Origin of the sequence: Mycoplasma testudinis ATCC 43263 (genome assembly GCF_000687795.1) — a bacterium.
GTDB lineage: Bacteria > Bacillota_I > Bacilli_A > Mycoplasmatales > Mycoplasmoidaceae > Mycoplasmoides > Mycoplasmoides testudinis.
This window is the reverse complement of sequence record NZ_JHXT01000012.1, coordinates 1-24,889: the sequence shown is the minus strand read 5'-3', so window position 1 is coordinate 24,889 and position 24,889 is coordinate 1. Positions and strand designations below refer to the sequence as shown.

The 24,889-nt window shown below is 32.1% G+C and carries 22 protein-coding genes; 19 read left to right on the top strand and 3 right to left on the bottom strand.

Annotated features, from left to right (window positions below; all coding sequences use genetic code 4):
* Positions 1-104 precede the first annotated feature (104 nt).
* The 6 genes from topA to T384_RS0103535 all read left to right on the top strand — a co-directional run bounded on the left by topA (position 105) and on the right by T384_RS0103535 (position 6,322).
* Complete coding sequence (topA, locus tag T384_RS06400) at positions 105-2,282, top strand: type I DNA topoisomerase (protein WP_245595156.1); 2,178 nt, start codon at positions 105-107, stop codon at positions 2,280-2,282.
* Positions 2,283-2,397: 115 nt separating this feature from the next.
* Complete coding sequence (gene trxA / locus T384_RS0103555; protein ID WP_027119875.1) at positions 2,398-2,715, top strand: thioredoxin; 318 nt, start codon at positions 2,398-2,400, stop codon at positions 2,713-2,715.
* A 102-nt stretch (positions 2,716-2,817) separates the two neighbouring features.
* On the top strand, positions 2,818-3,684 hold the full coding sequence (locus tag T384_RS0103550; protein WP_027119874.1) for an HAD-IIB family hydrolase: 867 nt from the start codon (positions 2,818-2,820) through the stop codon (positions 3,682-3,684).
* 3 nt (positions 3,685-3,687) lie between these two features.
* Positions 3,688-4,734, top strand: coding sequence for an HPr(Ser) kinase/phosphatase (gene hprK / locus T384_RS06395; protein ID WP_084266123.1), 1,047 nt, complete (start codon positions 3,688-3,690; stop codon positions 4,732-4,734).
* Positions 4,735-6,069 carry a prolipoprotein diacylglyceryl transferase gene (gene lgt, locus T384_RS06390; RefSeq protein WP_052663489.1) on the top strand — a complete coding sequence of 445 codons (1,335 nt, stop codon included), beginning with the start codon at positions 4,735-4,737 and terminating at the stop codon, positions 6,067-6,069. It begins immediately after the preceding gene.
* Entirely contained in the window at positions 6,059-6,322 is a 264-nt protein-coding gene (locus tag T384_RS0103535; RefSeq protein ID WP_027119873.1) for a hypothetical protein, read from the top strand. Before lgt ends, T384_RS0103535 begins: the two co-directional genes overlap by 11 nt.
* Before the next feature lie 188 nt (positions 6,323-6,510).
* On the opposite strand, the gene T384_RS0103530 is transcribed toward T384_RS0103535, so the two are convergent.
* Positions 6,511-6,816, bottom strand: a complete 306-nt coding sequence (locus tag T384_RS0103530; RefSeq protein ID WP_027119872.1) for a hypothetical protein — start codon at positions 6,814-6,816, stop codon at positions 6,511-6,513.
* 240 nt (positions 6,817-7,056) lie between these two features.
* On the opposite strand from T384_RS0103530, the gene T384_RS0103525 reads away from it, so the two are divergent.
* The 5 genes from T384_RS0103525 to T384_RS0103505 all read left to right on the top strand — a co-directional run bounded on the left by T384_RS0103525 (position 7,057) and on the right by T384_RS0103505 (position 14,707).
* Entirely contained in the window at positions 7,057-7,488 is a 432-nt protein-coding gene (locus T384_RS0103525) for an Ohr family peroxiredoxin (protein WP_027119871.1), read from the top strand.
* A gap of 145 nt (positions 7,489-7,633) precedes the next feature.
* Complete coding sequence (locus T384_RS0103520) at positions 7,634-8,059, top strand: OsmC family protein (RefSeq protein WP_027119870.1); 426 nt, start codon at positions 7,634-7,636, stop codon at positions 8,057-8,059.
* A gap of 238 nt (positions 8,060-8,297) precedes the next feature.
* Positions 8,298-9,137: a GPR1/FUN34/YaaH family transporter gene (locus tag T384_RS0103515; RefSeq protein WP_027119869.1), complete on the top strand. Its 840-nt coding sequence runs from the start codon at positions 8,298-8,300 to the stop codon at positions 9,135-9,137.
* A 408-nt stretch (positions 9,138-9,545) separates the two neighbouring features.
* The gene (locus T384_RS0103510) at positions 9,546-13,559 is read left to right on the top strand and encodes a beta-N-acetylglucosaminidase domain-containing protein (RefSeq protein ID WP_027119868.1); all 4,014 of its coding nucleotides are present in this window, start codon (positions 9,546-9,548) and stop codon (positions 13,557-13,559) included.
* A 209-nt stretch (positions 13,560-13,768) separates the two neighbouring features.
* Positions 13,769-14,707 carry a 3'-5' exonuclease family protein gene (locus tag T384_RS0103505; RefSeq protein ID WP_027119867.1) on the top strand — a complete coding sequence of 313 codons (939 nt, stop codon included), beginning with the start codon at positions 13,769-13,771 and terminating at the stop codon, positions 14,705-14,707.
* Positions 14,708-14,781: 74 nt separating this feature from the next.
* Here T384_RS0103505 and T384_RS0103500 read toward each other — a convergent pair whose 3' ends face one another.
* Both T384_RS0103500 and def read right to left on the bottom strand, forming a co-directional pair.
* Complete coding sequence (locus T384_RS0103500) at positions 14,782-16,020, bottom strand: ATP-binding protein (protein WP_052663488.1); 1,239 nt, start codon at positions 16,018-16,020, stop codon at positions 14,782-14,784.
* A 253-nt stretch (positions 16,021-16,273) separates the two neighbouring features.
* A complete protein-coding gene (gene def, locus T384_RS06385) occupies positions 16,274-16,873 on the bottom strand; it encodes a peptide deformylase (RefSeq protein ID WP_052663486.1) in 600 nt (199 codons plus the stop codon).
* Positions 16,874-16,943: 70 nt separating this feature from the next.
* On the opposite strand from def, the gene gmk reads away from it, so the two are divergent.
* Genes gmk through T384_RS0103455 form a run of 8 tightly spaced genes read left to right on the top strand, consistent with a single transcriptional unit; the run spans position 16,944 to position 24,240 of the window.
* Complete coding sequence (gmk, locus tag T384_RS0103490; protein WP_027119865.1) at positions 16,944-17,522, top strand: guanylate kinase; 579 nt, start codon at positions 16,944-16,946, stop codon at positions 17,520-17,522.
* Positions 17,512-18,582, top strand: a complete 1,071-nt coding sequence (rlmN, locus tag T384_RS0103485; RefSeq protein ID WP_027119864.1) for a 23S rRNA (adenine(2503)-C(2))-methyltransferase RlmN — start codon at positions 17,512-17,514, stop codon at positions 18,580-18,582. The genes gmk and rlmN overlap by 11 nt, the downstream gene beginning before the upstream one ends.
* Positions 18,572-19,378 (top strand): PP2C family protein-serine/threonine phosphatase, encoded by an 807-nt coding sequence (locus tag T384_RS0103480; RefSeq protein ID WP_036499050.1) that lies wholly within the window; start codon positions 18,572-18,574, stop codon positions 19,376-19,378. Before rlmN ends, T384_RS0103480 begins: the two co-directional genes overlap by 11 nt.
* Positions 19,371-20,549, top strand: coding sequence for a serine/threonine protein kinase (locus tag T384_RS0103475; RefSeq protein ID WP_036499047.1), 1,179 nt, complete (start codon positions 19,371-19,373; stop codon positions 20,547-20,549). The genes T384_RS0103480 and T384_RS0103475 overlap by 8 nt, the downstream gene beginning before the upstream one ends.
* Position 20,550: 1 nt before the next feature.
* Positions 20,551-21,390 (top strand): ribosome small subunit-dependent GTPase A, encoded by an 840-nt coding sequence (gene rsgA, locus T384_RS06380; protein WP_036499066.1) that lies wholly within the window; start codon positions 20,551-20,553, stop codon positions 21,388-21,390.
* Between the two features lies 1 nt (position 21,391).
* A complete protein-coding gene (locus T384_RS0103465; protein ID WP_027119861.1) occupies positions 21,392-22,219 on the top strand; it encodes a Cof-type HAD-IIB family hydrolase in 828 nt (275 codons plus the stop codon).
* A 27-nt stretch (positions 22,220-22,246) separates the two neighbouring features.
* Positions 22,247-23,539 carry a glucose-6-phosphate isomerase gene (locus T384_RS0103460; RefSeq protein WP_027119860.1) on the top strand — a complete coding sequence of 431 codons (1,293 nt, stop codon included), beginning with the start codon at positions 22,247-22,249 and terminating at the stop codon, positions 23,537-23,539.
* Between the two features lie 8 nt (positions 23,540-23,547).
* Positions 23,548-24,240 (top strand): ribulose-phosphate 3-epimerase, encoded by a 693-nt coding sequence (locus tag T384_RS0103455; protein WP_036499044.1) that lies wholly within the window; start codon positions 23,548-23,550, stop codon positions 24,238-24,240.
* The last annotated feature ends 649 nt before the right edge of the window (positions 24,241-24,889 follow it).

Genomic DNA, 24,889 nt, shown 5'->3' with positions numbered 1-24,889 from the left:
TTTTTTTAAGTTATGACTTGTGATTTTTTTATCTATATTTATATAGATAAGGAAAATTTGTTTCATTTTGTCTTGCCTTTTTTATTTATTTAAGTATATTTTTAATGCAACTTTACGACGGAGCTAATCGCAAAATGAAATTATTAGTTATTGAGTCGCCTAACAAAATTAAGACACTACAGAAATATTTACCAGCAGATTTTGAAATCGTAGCGACGATTGGTCATATTCGGGATTTGTCTAATTTTGGGATGGGCTTTGACCGCGAAACCTTTGAACCAAAATGGGTTGTTCCCAAACCCTGGAGAAAAAATGAGACTCCAAAAAGGGAAATTATTACAGATATTCAAAAACGGGCTAAAGCTGCAGATGAAATCTATTTAGCAAGTGACCCGGACCGTGAAGGTGAAGCTATTTCGTGGCATGTTTACGAAATCATTGATAAAGCAGATCAAAACAAATGTAAGAGAATTGTATTTAACGAAATTACTAAAGATGCTATTCTAGAAGCTTTAAAGCATCCCCGAGAAATTGATAACGAATGAGTACGTTCTCAATTTGCAAGAAGAATCTTAGATCGGATGATTGGTTTTCGATTGTCTAAACTTGTTCAGTCAACCTTACGGGCTGAATCAGCAGGACGTGTTCAATCTGTGGCACTTAAATTTTTAGAAGATCGTGAAAAAGAAATTGAGGCGTTTGTTCCCAGTAAGTGGTGAACCCTTGATGTAGTTTTAAAAAATGAAACTCCTTTAATTTTACGTAAGGTGGCCCCAAGTTTAGATAAAAAACTTAAATACTCTGAACCTAAGGAAGTTTCTGGAATTGATTTTTTAGATGAAAAAGATGCAAACCTTGTTAAAAACTCATTAGGCAAGGATTATCAAATTTATGCGATTGACGATCCAAAGTTTTCTAATCGTTCACCAAAAGAACCTTATAAAACATCCACATTACAACAAGATGCAATTAATAAGTTGGGATGAAATAGTAAAAGAATTACAATGGTGGCTCAGCATTTGTATGAAGGGATTGACGTTGGTGGTGAACAATTAGCTCTTATTTCTTACCCCCGTACCGATAGCACCAGAATCGCTGATAATTTTCAAAAAAGTACCGCCTCATTTATTTTGCACAATTTTGGTCAAGAATATTTGTCACCCCAAGTTGCAAAGGCTAAAAAAGGTGCAGCAAGTGATGTTGCAATTCAAGATGCCCATGAAGCAATTCGCCCAATTGATGTTTCAATTACTCCAGTTTCAATTAAAGACAAAGTTAAAAAAGAATACTATGCTTTATATAAATTAATTTGAGTTCGGACCGTGGCCGCATTTATGACGCCTGCAAAATATAAACGGGTTGATGTTCGGTTCGTTAATAACGAAAACAAATTTTATGCATCAAGTCGCGAAATTGTATTTGATGGCTACCGAAAAATTTACACTCATTATGAAGACCAAGACAAAGTTCATGAATTACCATTAAACGATTTAAAGATTGGCAACATCTATAATGCTAAAAGTGTTGATGTAACCGAACATATTAGTGCTCCTCCACCACGTTATACACAAGCGTCATTGATTGCTAGTTTAGAAAAAGCGGGAATTGGACGACCATCAACGTATAACATGATGGCAAATATCACTTTAGATCGCGGTTATGCTAATCTTGAATCACGAGCTTTTGTTCCAACTTCGTTAGGTCGAAAAGTAATTACTGAGTTAGAAAATAATTTCCCAACAATCATTAACAAAGAATTTACCAAGAATATGGAAGATGAACTCGATAAGATTGCTGATGGAAAAGAAGAATATAAAAAATACTTGCAGGCGTTTTGGCCGCAATTCGAAAAGGAAGTAAATATGGCTTTTGAAAATATTAAAAAAGAACCGGCTGAAGTTGAATATGTTGGTCGTGACTGTGATAATTGTGGTAAACCTTTAATTTATCGTTTTAACCCAAGATTCCGCAGCAAATTTATTGGTTGTTCAGGTTTTCCAGAATGTAAACATATCGAACCTTTAAATAAACCTAAGCTGCTTGATCGCGAATGTCCTAAATGCCACAAACAATTAGTTGAACGAAAATCACGTAAGGGCCAGCCCTTTGTCGGCTGTACTGGTTACCCTAATTGTGACTTTATTGAGTCTTCGCGCCCTAAAAAAGAAGCCAGCAAGACTAAAACTAAAGAAATCGGTGCTGATAAACAAAAATCAACAAAAACGAAAAAGACAGCTAAAGATAAATCTGAACCTAAATCAGACACACCTAAACCAAATTAATGGTTTTGTTAAAGCGTTTTATTTTGTTCAAAAGCATATCTTGCACAAATTTTAATGTCTTTTGTTAAAATTCACCATACTTAAAATTACCAAATACATCTAAGGGATAAATAATATGAAGAAATTTGAGTCAAGCATTGAATTTAATGAATTTATCAAAAACAATGATCGGGTTTTAGTCGACTTTTATGCCGACTGATGTGGTCCTTGTAAAATGATGGCACCTTTTTTTGAACAAGCTGCCGAAGAAATTAAAGAAGTTGGCTTTGCTAAATTAAACGTTGATGAAGTTCGTGAAATAGCTGAAGAATACGAAATTTTTGCAATTCCAACTACCATTGCCTTCGTTGGTGGTAAAGTGGCTGCTAAAAAAACCGGATTTATGCCAAAAGAGGAAATTGTTAGAATTGCTAACGCGCTTAAACCAGTTTAGTCTTTAATTAAAATAAGAACAAACGGCGCCAAGCCGTTTTTTTTATTTTGAAATCAATTTGTTGCTATTTTCCTTGCTTTTATATAATTACTAATACATTTTATGAATTCTACTAACATCCCAAACAAGAAATTTCTAGGAATTGACCTAGATGGAACGCTATTAACGCCACGAAAGAAAATTGCTTTACAATCAATTCAAGCGATTGCCCGATTTAAAGCCGCTTATCCAGAGACGGTAATTGCAATTGTGACCGGAAGAGCTTATAACTCTGCTAAACGATACTTGGATTATGTCAATAGTGAGCTAAAAAGCCCGGTAATTTCTTATCTGGCTTGTTTTAATGGGGCAGCAGTCTATAGAATTAATTCCAATGGAGTTAGTGAACAAATTCATAAAAATTTAGTCCCTGATTTAATAGCTGAAAAAATCTGATATTCGTGTTTACAAAATAAAGTTTTCTTTTGGGGTTATCCTCAGGAAATGTACAAAGGTGCTCCGTGCTTGGTGGGTAGACACCCAGTTGGTAAGATGTTACAAATGCTACGTTGAAAAGAAATGCATTATTTGCAGCATTATGTGCACAGCAATTATTTCAAAATTAATGTTATGATGTTTTATCCAAAAAGAATTGAAACTTTTTTGAAAAACTTTGCAAGTATCCATACTGATCAAATCGAAGTGGCACGTGCTAGCCCCAAGCTAGTTGAAATTACTGTTAAAGGAACAAACAAAGGAACTGCAGTTGAAAAGATTTGCGAACTAGAAAATATTCCTTATGATCATCGTTTTGCAATTGGTGATTCAGGAAATGACATTGCGATGTTTTTACAAGTTAAATATAAAGCAGCAATTTATGACGCACCAAAGGAATTAATTAAGTTAGCAACTTATGTTGGAACAAATCATAAAAAAGGTCGCTTCAGTTGTGTTTTTGACAATTATTTCTTAAAACTAAAAGGAATCTAAGTTATGCTAACAGTTGAAAAATTACTTCAAAAATTTGAATTATCTTTAGCTATTATTGATGGTCAAAAAAATATTAAAAATGCCATTCTTAAACCAGGGATTAATCGTGTTGGTTTTGAACTTTTGGGATTTTTCGTAGATAAGCAAATTAAAAACGTAATCGTATTTGGAAATCGCGAATATACCTATTTGCTTTCTTTAAAAGCGGATGATTGTCATGCCCGGCTTGCTAATATTCTTAAAGCTAATCCGCCCGCAATTATTTTGACCCAATCTTTTAAAAAGACTGACTTTTTAAAAAAAGTAAATGAAAAATATCAAGTACCAATTATTTCAAGTGATATGTTTTCAAACGATATTGCTTCATCTGTTGGAACATATATCTCAGAACGTTTAGCTTCTTATGAAACAATTCATGGAGTTTTAATTGAAGTTTTTGGGGCTGGTGTCTTGATAATTGGCGAATCTGGTATTGGTAAATCTGAAATTGCCATGGAAATGATTAAGAAAAACCACTTATTTATTGCTGATGATGCAGTTGATGTTGCTAGAATTGGCGGTAGTGTATTAGGCAAAGCCAATATCATTGCCAAAAATTTTATTGAGGTCCGTGGTCTTGGAATTTTAAATATTGCCAAAATGTTTGGAATTGAAAAAATTAAAGATGCAGCTCACATTGCTGTTGTTGTGGAGATTGTGAATATCAATAACAAGCAATACGATTTTGAACGCCTTGGTGCAAAAATGCAATTTAAAAATATTAAAGGGATTCGTTTACCGTATTACTTGTTACCAATTTCTCCAGGACGCAAGGCTAGTGATTTAATTGAAAGTGTCGTTATTGACTTAAAATTAAAGCGTGAAGGATATAATTCGGCATTAGATTTCATTGAAACTAAAAATCGTGGTATTGATGAAGATGAAGCAATTACACATTTTCCTGCAAAATTAGAAAAAACAGACATTCGTTCCAGTTTGTTAACTGCTAGTACTAAACCGCTTCCAAATAAACGTAAAACTATGAATAAAGTAGTTAAGGGTAAAAAATAAATGTTTCCAATAAATTTTGGATTTACAGATGGCCAACTTCAAAACCTAGATGGTATTGAATCGTCAGGTGGTATTGAATCGTTTGGAACAGCGTTTGAAATCGGTGGATTTCCAATTCGTTGGTATGGGGTTTTTTACGCCCTTGGAATTTTGATGGCCATTATTTTCATCATTATCAAGTTACGAACTTTTTATAAAATTGATGATACTCCCTTTTACATTTTCATTTTTATTGCTATCCCAGTCATTATTTTTGGTGCTCGAGCATGATCATTTATCATTGGTGATGCTAAAACAGGCCAAACCCAATTTTTTGATTTTAGGGGTGGTGGTTTAGCTATTCAGGGCGGGATAATCTTTACAACAATAGCCGGAATTATTTGATTTAGTTATATTTTAAGAAAGCCAAAATACTTTGTTCATACAAGTGATGAGATTATGAAAAACGGTGTGCTATTATCAGAAGTTAATAGCCGAAAAGTTAGCATGTGAGTTTTAGCTGATACCATTCTGCCAGCAGTTTTAGTTGGTCAAGCATTGGGGCGTTGGGGAAATTTCTTTAATCATGAAGTGTATGGACAAGCCGTTCAAACAGCAGCGCCAACAGGAGACACAACCGCACTTGCAGATCCTAATGGCCCTGCATTTACACAATGAGGTTGATTAAAAAACTTTATGCCTGCTGTCTGAGAACATATGTGAATTCGTGGTTCAGATGGGGTTATCGCCTTCCGGGTTCCAATTTTTTTAATTGAGTCATTTATGAATGTTATTGGTTTTTTAGTTATGTATTATGGGCTTGAATACATTCGAGGTTATCGTGCGGGAACTAACGCTAGTTTATATTTTATCTGAACTGGCATAGTTCGTTTAGTTATTGAAATATTTAGGGACCGAAATTTTAAATTCGAAACTTCAATTGTTACTTCGTCTGTTTTCTTGGCACTAGGAGTGGTTGTTTTAATTCTTGTTTACACAACCTTCTGGCGTTTTAGAAAATATCGCGTTTATTATTTTTTATGAATTAATACTCTCGGATGATTTAGGGGAATTTATGGTTATTTCAAACAAAAAGAAATTCCCAATCACTTAAGAAAATCGGTGATTGAAGTTGCTAGAGAATGAAAAAAAGAAAGATCATACTACATAAGAGATTTTTATACGATGTATTATTACAACGATAATATTCCACAAGAGCCGCATGTTGTGGATACTTCACCTACTGTTCCTGCAAATAGTAATTCAGCATCCATTGGATTAGTTTCTGTAGGTCAACTTGGATCATTTAATAAAAATAATTCATCAGATACTCAGGTTGATAAACATGGAAAATAAAGAATTCAAATCAGCTGCTGAAGGAAGTGAATTAGCTGCTTCAGATAATACAATTAATATCAATCAAGTTACTGAAAATCATTCTAAAGATGAAAACAGCGTTAAAAAACATTCATCAAAATTTAAGACGTCAATGAGTCCAATATTAGATTTTTATAATAAGTTTCCATTTTTAGTTGCAATGTTAATTTTTTGAGTTGTAATTATTGTAGTGATAGGTTTATTGATCACTCATGGATTGGGTTTGGTATAAACTAAAGTTTTAAAATTTTTATTTTAAAAAATTACTTTAAATTATTTCTTTTAAATATTCCGTCATGCTTTTTTAAAATAGCTGAATGTTCTTTTAAGGTGACTGAATGTTCTTTTAAAATAGCTGAATGTTCTTTTAGAATATTTGTATGTTCATTTAAGATAGTTTCGTGTTCATCGAGTCGTTTTTTAATTTTTAAGATTTCATTTTTGGTTTCACTTAGATCTTGTTTTATAAGCAGTCTTTCTTTTTTTGGCTTCTTCAAAACCGGCATCTACTTTTTGGGTTAATTGAACCATCATACGCATTAATTGTTCTAATGTAATCACGGGATCCTCAATAATTTCTTTGGCTTTAAGTGATTCAATTATAATTTTCAAATGTTTATTTTCATCAAAAGCGTGTGTATATTCAAAATTTTCATGCAAACAAGCATCGGATTTAACTTGTGAAATTAATTTTGAATAGGTTTGAATTATAGTTTTTTCTTTCACTTTTATTCTCCTATTAAATATAATGTCGAAAAGGCCTAATATTTAAGAAAAATATTTTAATTTTTTTTACTTTTTCGCTTTGTTTTCAGATGGTGTTAGGATTTGCATTATGAATCTACAAAAATTTTAGAAATGTATAAATAGAACCTAAATTTTTAAAATTGATGAGCAAATTACCTTTCTTATCATTGGATTTAATGTAACATCCAATTGTCACAATATCTTATGAGGTCAATTAATATGAGTAAAGCTTATGAAGTTTCTGCAATCGCTAAGGCAGGACGTGAAGGATTAGTAGAAACAACTGAAGGTTCATTGAGCCTATATTTAGCATCGCCAATGGCAATTGGTAAAAAAACAGAAAAGAATAACCCCGAACAATTATTCTCTGCAGCATATGCGTCTTGTTTTTCACAAGCAATGGCAATCGTTTCAAAAAATGCAGGTTTCGAATTAAAAGAAACACCAATTAAATCAACAGTAGAATTACACGCAGACAAGGAAACTGGATTTAATATTTATGCCGGAATTGAAGCAACATTACCAACAGATATTCCCCATGCTAAAGCCGTGGAAATAGTTAAAGCGTCTCACGCTATGTGCCCGTTTTCAAAGCTTATCAAAGCTGATCACTTTTTATTTTTAAAAGTGAATGGTGTGAAAATCGGATAATTTTATTTTTTAATAAAATTCTAAATCGTTTCCGTGGGAAACGTTTTTTTTATTTATAGCAGTTTTATAGCAAAACTACTAATGGTGTTGGATTTTTAATATATGATTAGTTAAATTCAAACCATTCATTACTAGGAGAAATTTTATGAATTCAATTTACACAGTCTCGGCTCAGTCATTAGTCGGTGAAGAAGATGTTGTAGAAACTTTTGAAGGAAAGTTCGCAAAACCAAAAGAAACCGAAAAAGGCCAAAAATTGCAAAATCAAAACCCTGAGCAATTATTAGCAGCAGCTCACGCTTATTGTTTTTCGTTAACAATGGCTTATAATGCAAAAACCAAGGGATTAGATTTATCGCATTGTCCTATCAAGACTACTGTTGACTTAGCAATGGATCCAGGCAAAGGATATAAACTAATGTCGGGCGTAGAAATTACTGTTCCTGAGGGTACTGATTTAGCTTTAGTTGGTGAACTAATGAAAAAAACTCACAATACTTGCCCGGTATCTAAATTAGTTGGTGATTCAAATCTAACATATTTGCGTGTTAATGGGAAAGACGTTCACTAAAAGCTTGTTAAATAATGCTTGATTCGTCGAGAATATTAAATTTTTATAACAACTGAACAACGTTTTTTTAAACATCCTAAAAAATAAAAGTCTATAATGTTTAAGCGTTATAAACTTTAATACTAAAAAATCATTACATTTAATGTAGGAATCAAAAGGTTTATTTAGACTAACTTTCGCTTTTGAAAGTTAGTTTTAAGTGAACTTTTTTATTTGAGTTTATATAGGAAGGTAAAGCATGATTAAAAAGTTTGAAAAAAATAAAAAGACATTTAATTGAAGCGCAATTGGATTGCTAGGATTCGGAGTTCCAACTATTGTGCTATCGTTGATGAGTTTATGATCGTTTTTTGTAAGTCGACAAGGTTTTCCAGAGGCGACTCAGACAGGACTTGCTACAAATTTATTTTCAGCAGCATTAGGATTTGCTTTTGGTTGTTTATTGCAAATGTTTGCAGGAATTATGTCTTTTATTAAAAAGCAATGATTTACAGGAACGGTATTTTTTGCTTTTGCAGCCTTTTGACTAGGATTTACCATGTTACAAATTGTTCCTGCAATTTCCGCTGGTGCGACCGGAAATCCTGAATTTGCTTTGCCAAACATTTTGTATAGTTTGATTTGAATGTTAATCACTATTTTCTTTACGATTCACGCAATTCGTGAAGGTAATTATTATTTGGCTGCCGTAGTTGGTTTTTTGGCATTATTTTTTGGATGAGATGTTATTGTTTCTTTAGCTACTCTTCCATTAAATCTACATGGATTTGAATGATTAAATAACTACATTAGTTGGTATCACAGCGAGGCTGGATATGCAGGTAGCATTGTTTTAAATCTAATAAGATATTTAGCGTTATTCATTGCTGCTTGTTTGGCTTTTTTTGATGCTGGTAAAATCATTATTCACCTGCATGATCAAAGCGATGAAGCAATTGATAAATTACAAGCAAAAGAAGCAGCCATCAAAGCAATGTATGCTAATAAAACATTTTCTGAAAAAACTGTAGTTTTTGGTAACCGAATGAAAGAAAAAGTTGTTACCAAATTTACAAGAAAGCAAAACACTAAAAAATAATTTAATTCTTTTGTTTTCTGGTTGTTTAATAATTAAAAATCCCTTTGTCTTGATTGATTATCAGGTATAATGGGATTTTATTTGCAATTAGAAATATCAATATTTTTAGGTATTTGAAGGAGATCAATTTTTTATATTTTTAGAACTTTTTGTAAGCAATATAAAAAGAATTTTTTAGAACAAAGATCAATTAGTTTTTTAAAAAATATTCATGTTTTTTATATGAACTTTAATTCTAACAAATTGTCTTTAATTTTCTTTTTTTATCGATTTCATCCTTCTTTATAATTGCTAGCCGATTTCAGCATCTACTATTTTTTAACTCATAATCCACAATAGGGTTATGTTATACTAGTGGAGATAAATTAATTAGATGAAAAATTTAAAGAATTTTATTGAGGTAAAGTAATGAAAAAAAGAAGAAATCAACTCATTTTCTGATCGACATTAGGAAGTGTTATCCCAATTATAGGTGGTATTGCTGCATCATGTGCTAATCAGCAAAATCAGCATAAAGATAAAGACACTGATAAAATTCCAATAAAGCAGACGACTCAAAATTTTCCTGAAGTTGTTACCGCTGAAAATTCAAATTTAACAACCAGTGACTTTGCAAATAGTATTAACCATTTATCGATTAATAATACTCAGGAAGCTTTTTTGAATTTAATAAAAGCATCTGATCGAGATTTGATTAGTAAAAATTTAAATAATAAGGCTTATATTAGTTCAGTTAAAACTATTGCAAATAAAAATGCTATCAAAGATAAAGTAAGTGTTCAATTAACCATCAAAAATGGTAACGACAGTTTAACACGAGTTGTCAAAGTATCGGGATTAAAAACTAGTGTTATCACTCAAATGAAAGATATTTATCCTTCCCCCCAAAATGTAAAGCTTTTGGGAGGAAGTTTTCAATTTTTAGATAAAACAGAAGTAATTTATGATTCGGGAATTGATATTTATACAAAAGATAAATTACAAACTGTTTTAGATAAAAATAATATCGATACGCTTCCCAACGTCGTTTTAACTAGTGCTGCCCAAAAATATACACCCGATTCTAAAAATACGCATATTTATGTAGGGATTGCTGGTTCATCAGGATTTGTTGATAATTATGTTAAATCTCAGTCGAAATTGATTAATTTAGATTTATTTACAAAAGATACCAATTACGATGCATATCAACTTTATGTCAAAGATCATGATATTTTTATTTTGGGAAAAACTCAGGATGCTGCATTTTATGGGGTTGTTACTTTAGAACATTTATTAGATAGCACACAAGAAACCAATATTCTTAATGTAGCTATTGAAGATTATGCGAATGTTCAATACCGTGGTTTTATTGAAGGTTATTACGGAAATCCTTGAAGTTTTGCCGACCGTGAAGAATTAATGAAATTTGGTGGAACAGTAAAAAGTAACATGTATATTTATGGTCCAAAAAATGACCCTTATCATAATTCTAAATGACGAGAATTATATCCACCAGCAGAGTTAGAGAAAATCAAACACGCAGCCCAGGTAGGCAACGAATCTAAAACACGTTTCGTATGAACCGTTCATGCTTTTATGAACCAACGTTTTCGCTTTGATAATAATTATGAAAACGATCTTAATGTGATGGAAGCAAAGTTTAGCCAAGTAATAACAGCTGGAGTTCGTCAGATTGGATTATTAGCTGATGATGCGAGCGGAGCCTCAAATGCAAATATGATTAGGCTATTAACTGATTTAACAAATTTTCTAATCGAAAAGCAAAAGGCAATTCCGGATTTAAAAACTGATTTATTTTATGTTCCTGCTGCATATTATGGTAGCAATCCAGGAACTGATTTAAAAGCTTTACCAAAAAGCGTTCAAATAGTTCAAACTGGTGGAAAGATTTGGGGAGAAGTTACATCTGATTTTGGCCAACAATTTAAAAATGCAATGGGGCGTCCTCCATTTTATTGAGTTAACTGGCCAGTTACGGACAATTCAAAAAACCATTTAATTATGGGGGGGCAAGACATTTTCTTACATCCAGGAGTCGACCCAAGTACAGTGGCTGGGATTGTGCTTAATCCAATGCAACAGTCTGAACCTTCTAAAGTAGCAATCTTTTTAGGTTCAGATTATGCTTGAAACATTTGAAAAGATAAGCAAACAAGTGATAAAGCGTGAGAAAATGCTTTTAGTTATGTTGATCATTTGAATTCTCAGTCTACTGCAGCATCAGATGCTTTACGTGAGTTAAGCAAACACATGCAAAATCAAAATATGGACTGACGGGTTAGGTCAATTCCCGAATCAGTTGAGTTAGCAAAAATTTTAGACCCTTTTGTTAACAATGGATTGAACAATTACAAGGATGAAAATAAACAAAAAATTATTCTTGATTTAATAACCGAATTTGAAAAAATTAATAATGCAGCTATCACTTATAAGACACAAGGTTATGAAAGATTGCGAAATCAAATTATTTATTGGTTGAACGCAGCGCAAAATATAAGTGACGCAAATATTAATTTTTTAAACGCTTTTATTGCTCTTAAAAATAATGATCTAGCAAAAGCTTGAACTGATTATTCTAATGGTGTTAATTTATATAACAAATCACGTTCATATGGTTTTGACTATGTTGGCGGAACCCAATATGCTGAATTTGGTGTGCAACATATTGTTCCAGCTGCCAAAAAATTAATGTCTAGACTAGCAAGCGAATTACAAACACTAATTAGACCAAACCCTACGGAAGCCAAACCTGTTAATACAGACACCGTTTTAAAAGGATCAATTTTTAAAACTTCAGGATACAATGTTGCCTCAAGATTTGGAAGTTCTGAAAACAACTTGACCGATGGTAATGACAGCACAAATGTTTGGTATGAAACCCCTGGAGATCAAACTAAAGCTGGAGATTTCATTGGATTTAATTATGGCAAACCATATTATATTGGAAGAGTGCATATTGTTGTTGGTGGAACCGACAATGCAGATAAATGACACCAATATGATTTGCAGTATTCGCTTGATAATCAAACATGAAAAACTTATGCAACCTATTCTGACAATAATCCTAATGGAAATTCAACATATACTATTGAAACGGATTTTTCAACCCAAGGAATTCAAGCCCAATACATTCGTTTAGTTAATAAAACTAACGTTCCTAAATGAGCGAGATTTAGTGAATTTAAAGTAAGCGAAAGAACTAGTCAGTTTACTTTTACAAACAATTCTACTTATGCTAATATTCAAAATCAGTTAACCGATGGAGCATATGCTCTTTTACCTACTAATAATATAACTTTGGATAAGGATCAATATATTGGAATTAAATTAAATCGTTTACAAATGATTAAAGGACTTGAAATTCAAACGTCTAACAACTTAGCTAATTTATCAATTGAATCGTCTATTGATGGCTTAAATTGAACTTCAGTTGCATCACAAACTCCAGATAAATCGTACGATGCTAGGTATGTTCGACTCATTAATAAAACAGACTCCGTTGTAAAATTTGATCTAAACCAATTTAAAGTTAATTTAGATATTCTTAAAGGAATTACATTTAAAGATACTAACATGAACAACGTAAGCCAAGGTGAAGATGCTCGCACCATTCATACAACCGGCAACTGGTTTGATCAAAACCGTGGATCTCGTGCTAAATTTGCTGATACACAAAAGAAGGGTCAATATGTAGAGTACGACTTGGGACAAACAAGAATGATTAAAAAATTGACGCTTGTTAATTCCGAAGGAAGTCTTGATTACTTAAGAAATGGAACTGTTGATATTTCACCCGATGGTAAGACTTGAACCCCAATAATTAAGGTTGGTGATAATAAACCAGGAGCGCCACAAGTTGATGATCTAAATGGTGCTGCAGGATACACACGTGACCCAGCTGGTGGTTATGTTATTGCGTCTGGAGAATTAATTGATAAAGTGGCTGCACGCTATATTCGGGTTAACGTTACTCAAGACTATCCGTACCGTTGACTTGAAATTAATGAAATTGAAATTAACGACAACGAATACGTATCAACTTCAAATGACCCAACGTTTAGTTCTAATGTAGTTGAAATAAAAGACCACGGTCCACAAAATTTGACTGATAATAATTTTTTAAGTTACTATCAACCAAATATGAAAGATGCTCAAAACGGAGAATTAACATATACATTATCTGATAATTTGAAATTAAAATATTTAACCTTTTTACAAGGTGGGAACAAGATGTCTAATGCCACAGTTGAAGTCCGTACTAATCCTGTAACTGCTTCGACCCCAACGTGAGTTGCTTTAGGTAAATTAGATAATAGTTTGAATAAATTTACTAATTTGCCAGATACCAATATCTATCAAATTAGAATCTCATGAGGTAGTGTTACACCGGTACTTTACGAAATGTTACTTGGACATTAAAATTATTAGAAAGAACTATTCTTCTATATGGATATAGACTAGATTGTTTGTATGGTTATCTTATTATTTGATAGTTAAAACATTATCAATTATAGTTAAAGCGGAGTCATATGCTATGACTTCGTTTTTATTTTTTAATGGATAAATTTTTTCAATTTAGTTCTGCAAATATATAATTTATAAACTTTATTAATCATCAGGCTTTTTCAATGAAATATCTGTTTTTTGACACTGAATCGTCGAATTGTTTTAAAGGGTTGTGTAAACTCTGTGAATTTGGATATCAATTATACGATGAATCTTTCAAACTTATTGAAAGTGACGATCTAGTAATCTCACCAGGACAAACTCAAGACAATCGCTTTGATGAAAATATTGAACTACACGATCATAAATTTCAATACGCCCATCCTAGAGATTATTACTTTAAACAACCTGAGTTTCCTAAATTCTATGAGCGAATCAAAGCATTAGCAAGTGGTGAAGATACAATCTGTTTTGCTTACGGTTTTCATAACGACTTAATCGCCATGGAATGGGCTTGTAAAAGATATCGTTTACCTTATTTAAATTTTAAATGTTTTGATGTTCAAAAAATTTATCAAACGTATACCAGAAGTAAAAACACCGAAAGATTAATTGATGTCTTTACCAAATTAATTGGCTATAAAAAAACACATAATTTAGTTTTTCACATGCCGGAAGATGATGCAAAAATGACAGCTATGATATTTCAAGAAGTTTGTATACTTAAAAATAAATCAATTCAAGAAGTGCTTTTGGATTCAAAAGAATTTGTTGTGTTTTCAAAGCCTTATTATTTGAATTGATTTAAAATTCACAAGGAACGTCAAAATCGGTCAAAGTGTTCACGCCTATACACTCAAGCATGTGCACATGATAAAGCTTTGTTAAATTTACCAGTTTGACAAGGGAAACGTTACAAAGTAGAAAAATCCATCGATTACGAATACCAAGTTTTGAATAACTTATTAGTCAAGATTAGAAAAATCGGCGGAATCGTTGTATCTAGTTTAGAAAATGCAGATTATTGTGTTGTTTCTGAAAAAGATTCTAAAACAAAATTAAAAGATATTTTGAAACAATTTCAACACATCAGATTTATAAGTAAAAAAGATCTTATTTAAAAATAAAAATATTGATCATTTTTTAAAAATGATAGCATCATTTTATTTATTATTGTTTTAGAGATCTTCTGTATTTATATCGACCAAATAGGGAAGACGTATCTGTCCTTATCTATTGCATACAAAGAAGGCGATGTGCAAATAATTCCAGATTTATCAATTGCATAATCTCTAGCTTTGAAATATTCAAAAGCAGCAATATCTTTTTTTCTAAATGTTATTCCAGATTTTATTTCTATTAAATTTATTTTCCCATCTGTTAACATTACTAAATCTATTTCATTTTTATACCGATCGCGATAATAAAAAAATTTAGCAGATTGATCAATTGAATTTTCATAGGTTTTCATTATTTCATTAATTACAAAAGTTTCTATTAGTCGTCCGCTTAACTGACTTTTTTCAAGACTCTTAGGATCGTATAAACCGCATAAATAACAAGCTAATCCTGTATCGCTAACATAGACTTTATTTCTTTTTGTTAGTGTTCTAATAGAATTTTGTTCTGCCCATGGACACAGTATTTTTATAAGCCCTGATGTTTGCAATATTCCTAACCAGTTCACTATTGTTTTTAAATCGACGCCTAACTCTCTAGCAAAGTTAGTTCCAATAAATTCTCCACCTGTATTTTTTGCAATGTTTTCAAGAAAATTTAAAAAGAGCGATGAGTTTTTCTTCAGTGGCAATATTTCTATAACATCTTTGCTAATGTATGTATTGACATAAGAGTCATAGAAATTTTTCCATTCAAGCTTTTTGTTAACATGCATTTCTGGAAAAGATCCTTTAAAAATCACATTTATAAGATCTTTTTTAGTAAATGAAGTGAGAGCTCTTTTTGTGATTGTCTTTGGATCTATTTTAAAAGGGATTTCTTCGCGTTTGATAATTTCGTTAAAAGATAATCCTGAAACATTAATAATTGACACCCTGCCTGCAAGTGATTCACTTACGTTTTTCATTAAATTAAATTGATGTGAGCCTGTTAAAACAAACATTCCATTGGAGTTTTGCTGATTGAATCTTTTGTTATTGACAATAGGTGCAAGATACTCAAAAAGAATCGGAGCTTTTTGAATCTCGTCTATTATCAAAGGGGCTTGATAAGTATCCAAAAACAATTCAGGATCATTAATCGCAAGTTCCAAATTTTTTTGGACATCTAAAGAAATGTAATTAAATTTTTTTTCTTTATGTAATAAAGAACACAGAAAACTTTTTCCCACTTGTCTAGGTCCAGTGATTAAAGTTACAGGGAAAGAATCGACTGAATTTAAAATACGATTAAAAATTTCTCTTTTTATTATCATAAAAGTTCCTTATTATGAACTTATTATAGCGAAAAAAAAGAATAAATTATTAATTGTATTCCAGTTTTGTCGAAATTCTATTCTTGTTTTGTCGGATTTCTACTCCGGTTTTGTCGAAATTCTATTCTTGTTTTGTCGGATTTCTACTCCGGTTTTGTCGAATTTCTATTCCGATTTTTTCCGATTTTTTATAATCTGATTTGTTAAATATAGACGAGTATTTATAAAACAAAAATTGCTAGAAATGCATTAATTATTCATTTGTATTTTCTGTTTTATCTTCGCGATCGCTGCGTCCAATTTTGATTCAGTCTGGATTTACATGATATGGGTTTAAGGGATTAATTCGATCGTAATACAATTTTCCTTGCAAATGATCATATTCATGTTGCAAACACATAGCTAATAGTCCACCTTTTGCTTGGATTTCTATTTCTTTTTGTTGAAAATAATCATATCCTTTGATCCGTATTTTAACACTTCTGATGACATAACCGTCCCGATCTGTTGCGACACTTAAGCACCCTTCTCCAGGGCCTAAATATGCACGTTGTGGTGATTCGGCGACCATTTCAGGGTTGATTAGTAAGTAGCGGTATTCAACGCCACCATCGTCTAAGTGAATATAAAACATTTGTTTGTTTACCCCAAGTTGATTGGCAGCTATTCCAATTCCTGGTCGAATGTTGTATTTTGGGGCATTGCCATTATAACTTTCGTCTACATAAGCAATCATTTTATTAATTAGTTCCAAGTCTTTTTTCTTTAAAGGAAATGTGACTAAGGAACACTTTTGACGCATCTTATCTTTTTCGTCAAATGTTAGTCATTCTTGTGAAGGTTGATAATCCATAAGTTCTCGCTCTAATATCTTGTTATAATTATAAACAATAAGTAACCATTTTTAATATATAAGGACAAAAATGAAACAACATAAAGGTTTCCTAATTATCATTGCCGGACCCAGTGGAGTTGGAAAAGGAAGCATCGTTAAGTCTTTGTTACCAGACAAAAATCTAAAATTAAATTTTAGCATTTCAGCAACTACGAGAAAAAAACGCGATGGCGAAGTCGAAGGCGTTAATTATTTTTATAAAACTAAAGAAGAATTTGAACAAATGATTGCCAATAACGAGCTTTTGGAACATGCCACTTACGTTAATAATTACTATGGGACGCCAATGTTTTATGTTAATGAAGTCTTAAATAAAGGTGAAAACCTTTTGCTCGAAATTGAGTGTCAAGGGGTAGCTCAGGTAATTAAAAAAATCCCAGAAACTTTAACAATTTTCATTAAACCTCCTTCGATGGAAGAATTAAAAGACCGTTTAATTAAACGCGGTTCAGAGAACCTACATTTAATTGAAGATCGCATTAAACAAGCAGAGTTCGAAATGTCACAAATTCATTTGTTTAAGCATGTTGTTGTTAACGATGATTTACTTAAAGCCACTGAGGAAGTTCGACAAATTATTTTAAAGGCGATGCACCATGGAAACTAAGAAATTGAATATCTACGATTATGATGAATTGCAATTGCGCGAAAAACTTAGTGAAATTGGTATTAAACCTTTTGTTGCTAAACAAGTTTTCAATTGGTTATATCAACAATTGTGCGAAAGTTTTGACGAAATGAAAAACTTGTCTAAAGCGAACATTGAATTGCTAAAAAAACATTTTACTATGGAAGTTCCGCAGCAAGTCATTTACCAGCATGATAAGATTGATAATACTTATAAATTTCTATATGCATTAAGTGATAACAATAAAGTCGAAACGGTTGTGATGACATTTGACTATGGTCTATCAATTTGTGTTACTACTCAAGTAGGTTGTAATATGGGTTGTACTTTTTGCGCATCAGGCTTACTTAAACGTATTCGAAATTTAACTTCTGGTGAAATCGTTGGGCAGTTAGTTCAAGCCCAACGTTTCATTAAAAAAAGAGAAAACAAACGAATTTCGCATTTAGTTGTTATGGGAATCGGTGAGCCATTTGATAATTTCAAAAATTTAATGACTTGTTTAAATACTTTTAAAAATCAAAACGGTTTTGGTCTAGGACCACGAAACATGACGGTTTCCACATGCGGAATTATTAGTAAATTTAAAGATTTTGCCACTTTACAACCACAAGTGAATTTAGCAATATCTTTACACGCTCCAAATAATGAAGTAAGAACTAGCTTGATGCCTATTAATAAACCTGTTCCGATTGAAAAGTTGTTAGCTGCGGCAAAAGAATATCTTACTTTAACAAAACGGCGTTTAACTTTTGAATACATCATGATTAATGGAGTTAATGATTCAGTTGAACACGCTATTGAATTGGCCGATAAATTAAAAGACTTATTGTGCTATGTTAATTTAATTCCTTATAATCCTGTGGCTGAAAATGGGTATAATAGAAGTACTAACGAACGGATAAATGCTTTTTATCAAACCTTAAAAAAGCTGAAAATTCAATGTACAGTACGCTTAGAACGCGGAGCTAAGATTGATGCCGCATGTGGTCAGTTACGTGCAAAACACGAAGGAGTTAATTTGAATTATGGGAAATAAATTATTTGGTTCAGCATCGAATGTTGGGATCGTTCGAGAAGAAAACCAAGATGCCGTTTTTTGTGCGGTCAATCCTCATAATAATGTTGTTGCTATGGTTTGTGATGGTCTTGGCGGATATAAGGGCGGAGCGATTGCTTCAAGCATTGTCCGGGATTTATTTGCGAAATCTTTTGAAGCAACCGATTTCAATAAATTAGACGATAAACACGTAGAAAAATGATTTGCCCAAACTTTACGTCAATCCAAAATTGCAATTGGTAAATACGTTTCCCGTTTTAACGATCATTTTAAAGAAACTAATGGTGGGGCTTCTTTAGAGCAAATGGCATCAACAATCGTTTTAAGTTTAATTATAGGTAAAAAAATTCACACGTTTTGAGTTGGTGACTCGCGTGCTTATTTGTTGAATGATTCCAAAGAAACATGACAAATTACTTTGGATCATAATCTTTTCAATTATTTGACTTCAATTAAAGCTAGTTCACTTACTTTTCAAACTCACTCCAAAGAGTTATTAGCTTTGACTAATATTGTTTCTAAAGAATTTTCTGGAACACGTGACGATTTTGGAATTTCAGTTCATGAACCAAAAGCAAATGAACATTTTTTATTGTTGTGTTCAGATGGTTTTTACAACTTTGTTTCTCCTGAAGAGTTTTATGATCTGATAGCACCAAATGCAAAAGATTTAAATAAAGCTGCTGAAAAATTACTGAAAATTGGAATGGAACACCGAAGTAATGACAATTTGTCTGTCGTTCTTGTAAATTTACCAGGAATTATTCATGGCTAGAGCTGCTGATAGTAGCGATTTACTTTTACCCGGAGATTTAATTTTTGAAAAATACCGTGTCGATGGCCCTTTAACAAAAGGTGGTATGGACTCGCATATTTTTACTGGCGTTAATATCACTTTAAATCCTAATACTTCAACAGATACATCATTAGCAAACGTTGTAATTAAAATTGTTAAACGTTTGCCTCAAATGAAAGAAAACAATTGAATTAAGTTTCTTGAAGAAGTGGTTACTGCAACCCGTGTTCAGCATGCTAATTTAGTGCAAACATATGATGTGATTCAACCGAATTTAACAATCCGCCGCAACCACGAAATTTTAGAATTAAAAAATGTTGCTGTTATTGTTATGGAAAACATTAATGGTCCTTCGTTACGTTCCCTATTAAGTAACAAGGGTTATTTTAGTGTTGACGAAGCAATGTATTATTTTGAAAAAATTGTTTTGGCCGTTCGTCGGTTACATACTTATTCCCACATGATAATTCATCGCGATTTAAAACCAGAAAATATTTTATTGACACCTGATTTGCGCGAATTAAAAATTGTGGATTTTGGAATTTCATCATCGGTAATGCGGCGAGATTTAGAAATTGAAGCATTAACAGATGAACAATCATTATTTGGAACTGTTGATTATATGTCTCCAGATAATTTAGAAGAAATAATTGACCCCAAAACCAAAAAAAGACGCCGCATTACACCTACGCCCCAATTTGATTTTCACTCAATGGGTGTTATTTTATTTGAAATGTTAACTGGCGAAAAACCTTTTATTAAAGCTAAAGAAGATAAAGCAACCATTAAAAAAGCTAAATTTTACGATATGCCTAGCATGCGGGGAATTCGTTATGATATTCCAAATAGTATTGAAAATATAGTTTTTCGCTGTGTTGCTTCAAAACGAGAAGACTTACAATTTCGATACAATGATTGTGAACAAATTTTAAAAGATGTAGAGACATATAATTTGCCCGAACGGATAAATGAACCTCTTTTAAAACCGGTTTCGCAAAGAGTATTAGAACGACCCGATAGTTTCAATCCAAGTGTTACACGATTAGAAGAAAAGTTTTTTTACACAAAATGAATGTTCATTTTAATAACTGTTGGTTTAGTTATCTTAGCAGTAATTTTAATTGTTCTTTTAATATTCTTTTTTGGTTAGTATGCAAGCCGTTATTTTAAAATTAACTGCAAACCAAATTACCGTTTGGTTTCAAAATAAAAAACACCTCGTTTTTGCACCAAACAAATGAAAGCAACAACGTGCTTTAAAAGCTGGTGATTTAGTCGATGTTGATGTCGGTGTTAGTGGTTATCAAATTGTGAAATTATATCCTGCACACAATTGTTTAGAAAAGCCTAAAGTTAATAATATAGACAATTTGATATTAGTAGTTGCTGCAACCCAACCAGAGTTAAATTGGTTGCAAATTATGCGCACTTTAGCTTATTATGAAATGGCTTTAGAATTTTTACCTACTTTGGTTTTTACCAAATTAGATTTAACCAGAAATGATGTTATCTTGCAATCACGGATGATCGATTTGAAAAAAATTGGATATGAGGTTTTTGATAAAAACACACCTAGAGATCATCTCTTGTTGAAAAATAAGCTAGCAAACAAGGTTTCGTGCTTTGTCGGTCAAAGTGGCGTCGGAAAGTCATCTTTAATTAATAGTTTCGATTCCTCGATTGATTTGCGTTCAGCCACCATTTCTCTAAAACTAAATCGTGGAAAAAATACAACGACGCAAACCCAATTGATTCCTTTTTTGAATGGTTTTTTAGTTGACACTCCTGGATATAGCAAGTTTTTATATCCAGTTTCTGTTAAAGAATTAAGTCAATCTTTTCATGATTTTAGAAAATTAAAAGCCCAGTGTAAGTATTCAGACTGTTTGCATATGAATGAAGTTCAATGTGCTATCAAAGCACAAATTAATAAGCCGATGTTACCACAATGACGATACGATTGTTATGTGAAGATGCTCCAAGAGGTATAGTATGGAAGATAAAAAGATTTTTGTTTTTGATGTTGATGGCACATTATTAAACGATCAAAAAATGTTAATGCCAGGAACTGTAAAGGCTGTTCAGGCGTTATTGCAAAAAGGTCATCATATTTTATTATCTAGTGGACGGATTCCAGCAGCAACGCGTTATTATTACCGCCGGTTAAATTTGGTTGATTATATTATCGGTGGATGTGGGTCTGCCATTTATAACATTACGACTAAAAGATATATTAAAGCGCGACCCTTTTCCCAATCTTTAGTTGAAGAATTCATTGGTTATGCAAAAGAATTACACCGGGAAATTTTATTAACTAATGGAGAAGACATTTTAAGATTTTATTTTGGAAATGACCCTATTCAAGATATAGATGATCCTGCTTTTTTCCGCGGCCGCTCTGAATCTCATATTTACGATTCTTTTAGTAAATGAGAACATTTAAAAAATTCTTTTAAAGTTATTCAAATGTCAATTAAAGCCGAAAGTGAAGTTGTCGCAGAATGAGTAGAATATTTGCAAAATAAGCATGGTAATCAAGTAACTATTGCGTTAGGTTCAAAAGTCAATATTGACATTTCGCCACTAGGAGTTTCTAAATCTAGTGCTTTAGCAGTTATTTGTAAACAATTACAAATATCTACAGATAATTTATACGTCTTTGGAGACTCTGCCAATGACGTTAGCTCTTTTTTGTTATCAGGAACAGCTGTGGCAATGGGGAATGCACCCGAAAGTGTTCAAGCAATGGCTGACGTAGTAATTGGCGATAATAATCGCGAAAGTATTTATAATTATTTAAGACAAGAAGGTTTAATTTAAACCGAACAGTAAGAAGGTAAATGAAAAATGGCATTTTTAAAATTTGATGCTTCTCATGTAGAAGCAACTAAATTAACTGAATTAAAAAAGATTTATGAAAAAGATGTGGCTAAGTTCCATACAGATTTAATTAAAAAATCTGGACCTGGAAATGACTTTTTAGGATGGGTTGATTATCCAAATCAAGATCACACAGCTTTATTTGCAAAAATGAAAAAAATAACCAAATTATGACACTCTAAAAAATTGACAGATGTTGTAATCATCGGGATGGGTGGATCATACACTGGAGTTAAAGCAATTATTGAAATGGCTTTACCAGACCCAACTAAACGTAAAATGCAAGTTCACTTTATGCGTTCATTATCTAGTTCAAACCTAAAAGTTGTTTTAGATAACGTCAAGAACAAAAATTGGGGCATTATTGTTATTAGTAAATCCGGAACTACTTTAGAATCTGCGCTTGGGTTTAAATTAGCTAGAACAGCTTTGGCGACTCAATACAAAAAGGATTTTGGTTGAAGAATTGTGGCTATTACAGATCCTGAAAAAGGCGTCTTGCACGATTTGTGTGTTGCTCATAAATACACAATGTTGCCAATTGATAGCGATATTGGTGGACGTTTTTCTTCAATAACTCCAGTTGGATTATTGCCAGCAATGTTGTGTGGAATTAATGCCGAAAAGGTTCTTAAAGGTGCCAAAGATGCTTATGATGTTCTTATCAAGAATTCTTCTTTAGATAAAAATAGTGCAGCTTTATATGCTTGCTACCGCCACTTCTTATATAAAAAATCAAAACTTGCTATTGAAATTTTTATTAGTTACGAAAACAATTTAGAAGATACATTATTACAACACCGCCAATTGTTTGGCGAAAGTGAAGGAAAAGATGGTGATGCATTGTTTCCTACTTTTTCAGTGTTCACAACAGATTTACATTCGATGGGTCAATTGTATCAACAAGGAGTACGTAACTTTTTTGAAACAGTTTTAACTTTTAACAAACCAATTGCTAATCTTAAAATGACTAAATCAATTTTTAAAGATGACGATCATTTGGATTACTTGAATTCCAAAACTGTTCATGATATTAACCAAGCCGCATGTGAAGCAACAATAGCTGCCCATGAAGATGCTGGTGTTCCAATTCTAAAAATCGAACTTGAAGAAATGTCTGAATATGCATTTGGATATTTCTATTACTGATTGTGTTTTGCTACTGCTATTTCAGCTCGTTTACTAAAACACAACCCTTTCAATCAACCTGGCGTTGAAGCCTATAAACAAAACATGTTTAAATTACTTGGAAAAAAATAAATATTAATATGCAACTTAAAAAAATCGCGTTTTCAGTACTGCCATTACGAGACCAGTTTGATATCCAATATTTGAAAAAACTTCGCAGTATTGGTCTAGATACAATTCATTATGACGTGATGGATGAATTTACAGGAACTAAAGGATTTGATGTTGACTATTTACCTATTTTGCATCAATTAGGATTTAAAGTAAACATCCATTTAATGGTTTCCAAGATTGCAACAACGCTATTGAAATTTACCCGTTTTCCGGCTAATCGGATTTCGTTTCATGTTGAAGCTCTAGCCAATCCAGGCGATGTATTACGCTATATCGAATTTATTAAAAATCATAATTATCAAGTTGGCCTAGCTTTTAAAATGGAAACAGATTTAGAGCCTTATGCAAAAGTTATTGGTAGTTTGGATTATTTAACTTTTATGTCAGTTCATCCAGGTTTGGGTGGACAGCAATTCAATCCCAAGGTTTTTAAAAACATTCTCCAGTTTCATAAAATTGTTAAAAGATTACAACTTAGTAAACCCCCACTATTAGAATTTGATGGTGGAATTGGTGCAGCACAAATGCGTGAACTATGGAAATATGGTGATATCTTTGTTTCTGGATCTTATTTTCATAACTTAGATATGAGTCAAAAAGAACAATTGCTAAAACTCGTACAAAACGGAACGTTGTTAGATTTATATAAAGCAAATTAAAACTTAATAATCAAAACGAAATGGGTGCGTATGCATCCATTTTTATTTATAAAAAATAAAAATCAGCCCATAAATGAGCTGATTTCAAATTTGACAAAATTTGTTGCTATGTTTATTGCTTTTTGGAATTAGATAAAATTTTTATTTAAGACCTAATGAACGCTTAATTTCTTCAGCTTTTTGTTCAATGGATTTGTGATCTTTGACTTGTACAATTTTTTGGGTTTTGGCCTTAGACAGATTTTTAGTCATAATAAATTCCTTTGAAATAATTAGACAAAAGTTTTAATTTGTTATTTCTAAATGTCAATATAAATTTGTCTTTTTCGTCAATTAAATGGTTTTTCCCACTTTTTAACAAACGCTTGGGAAGTAATGATTTAAGTGTGTTAATGTCTAGATTTCTTTGAAACCATTGACATCGTGTTATTAAAAGTATACTAAAAAACGGAAACGCTTTCGCAATTTTCCGTTTTTATCATTATTTAAACGCGCAAATCTTTGACTCTTGGTCAAGATTGAACAATAAATTAAGTGTTTGTATTTATTCTGGTTGCAAATCTATATCAAATAGAATTTCGAGTTGCTGAATTATACTTTGCCAATTACGAACTTTCATTTGCCTATCGTCGCGTTCGTAATTCATGAT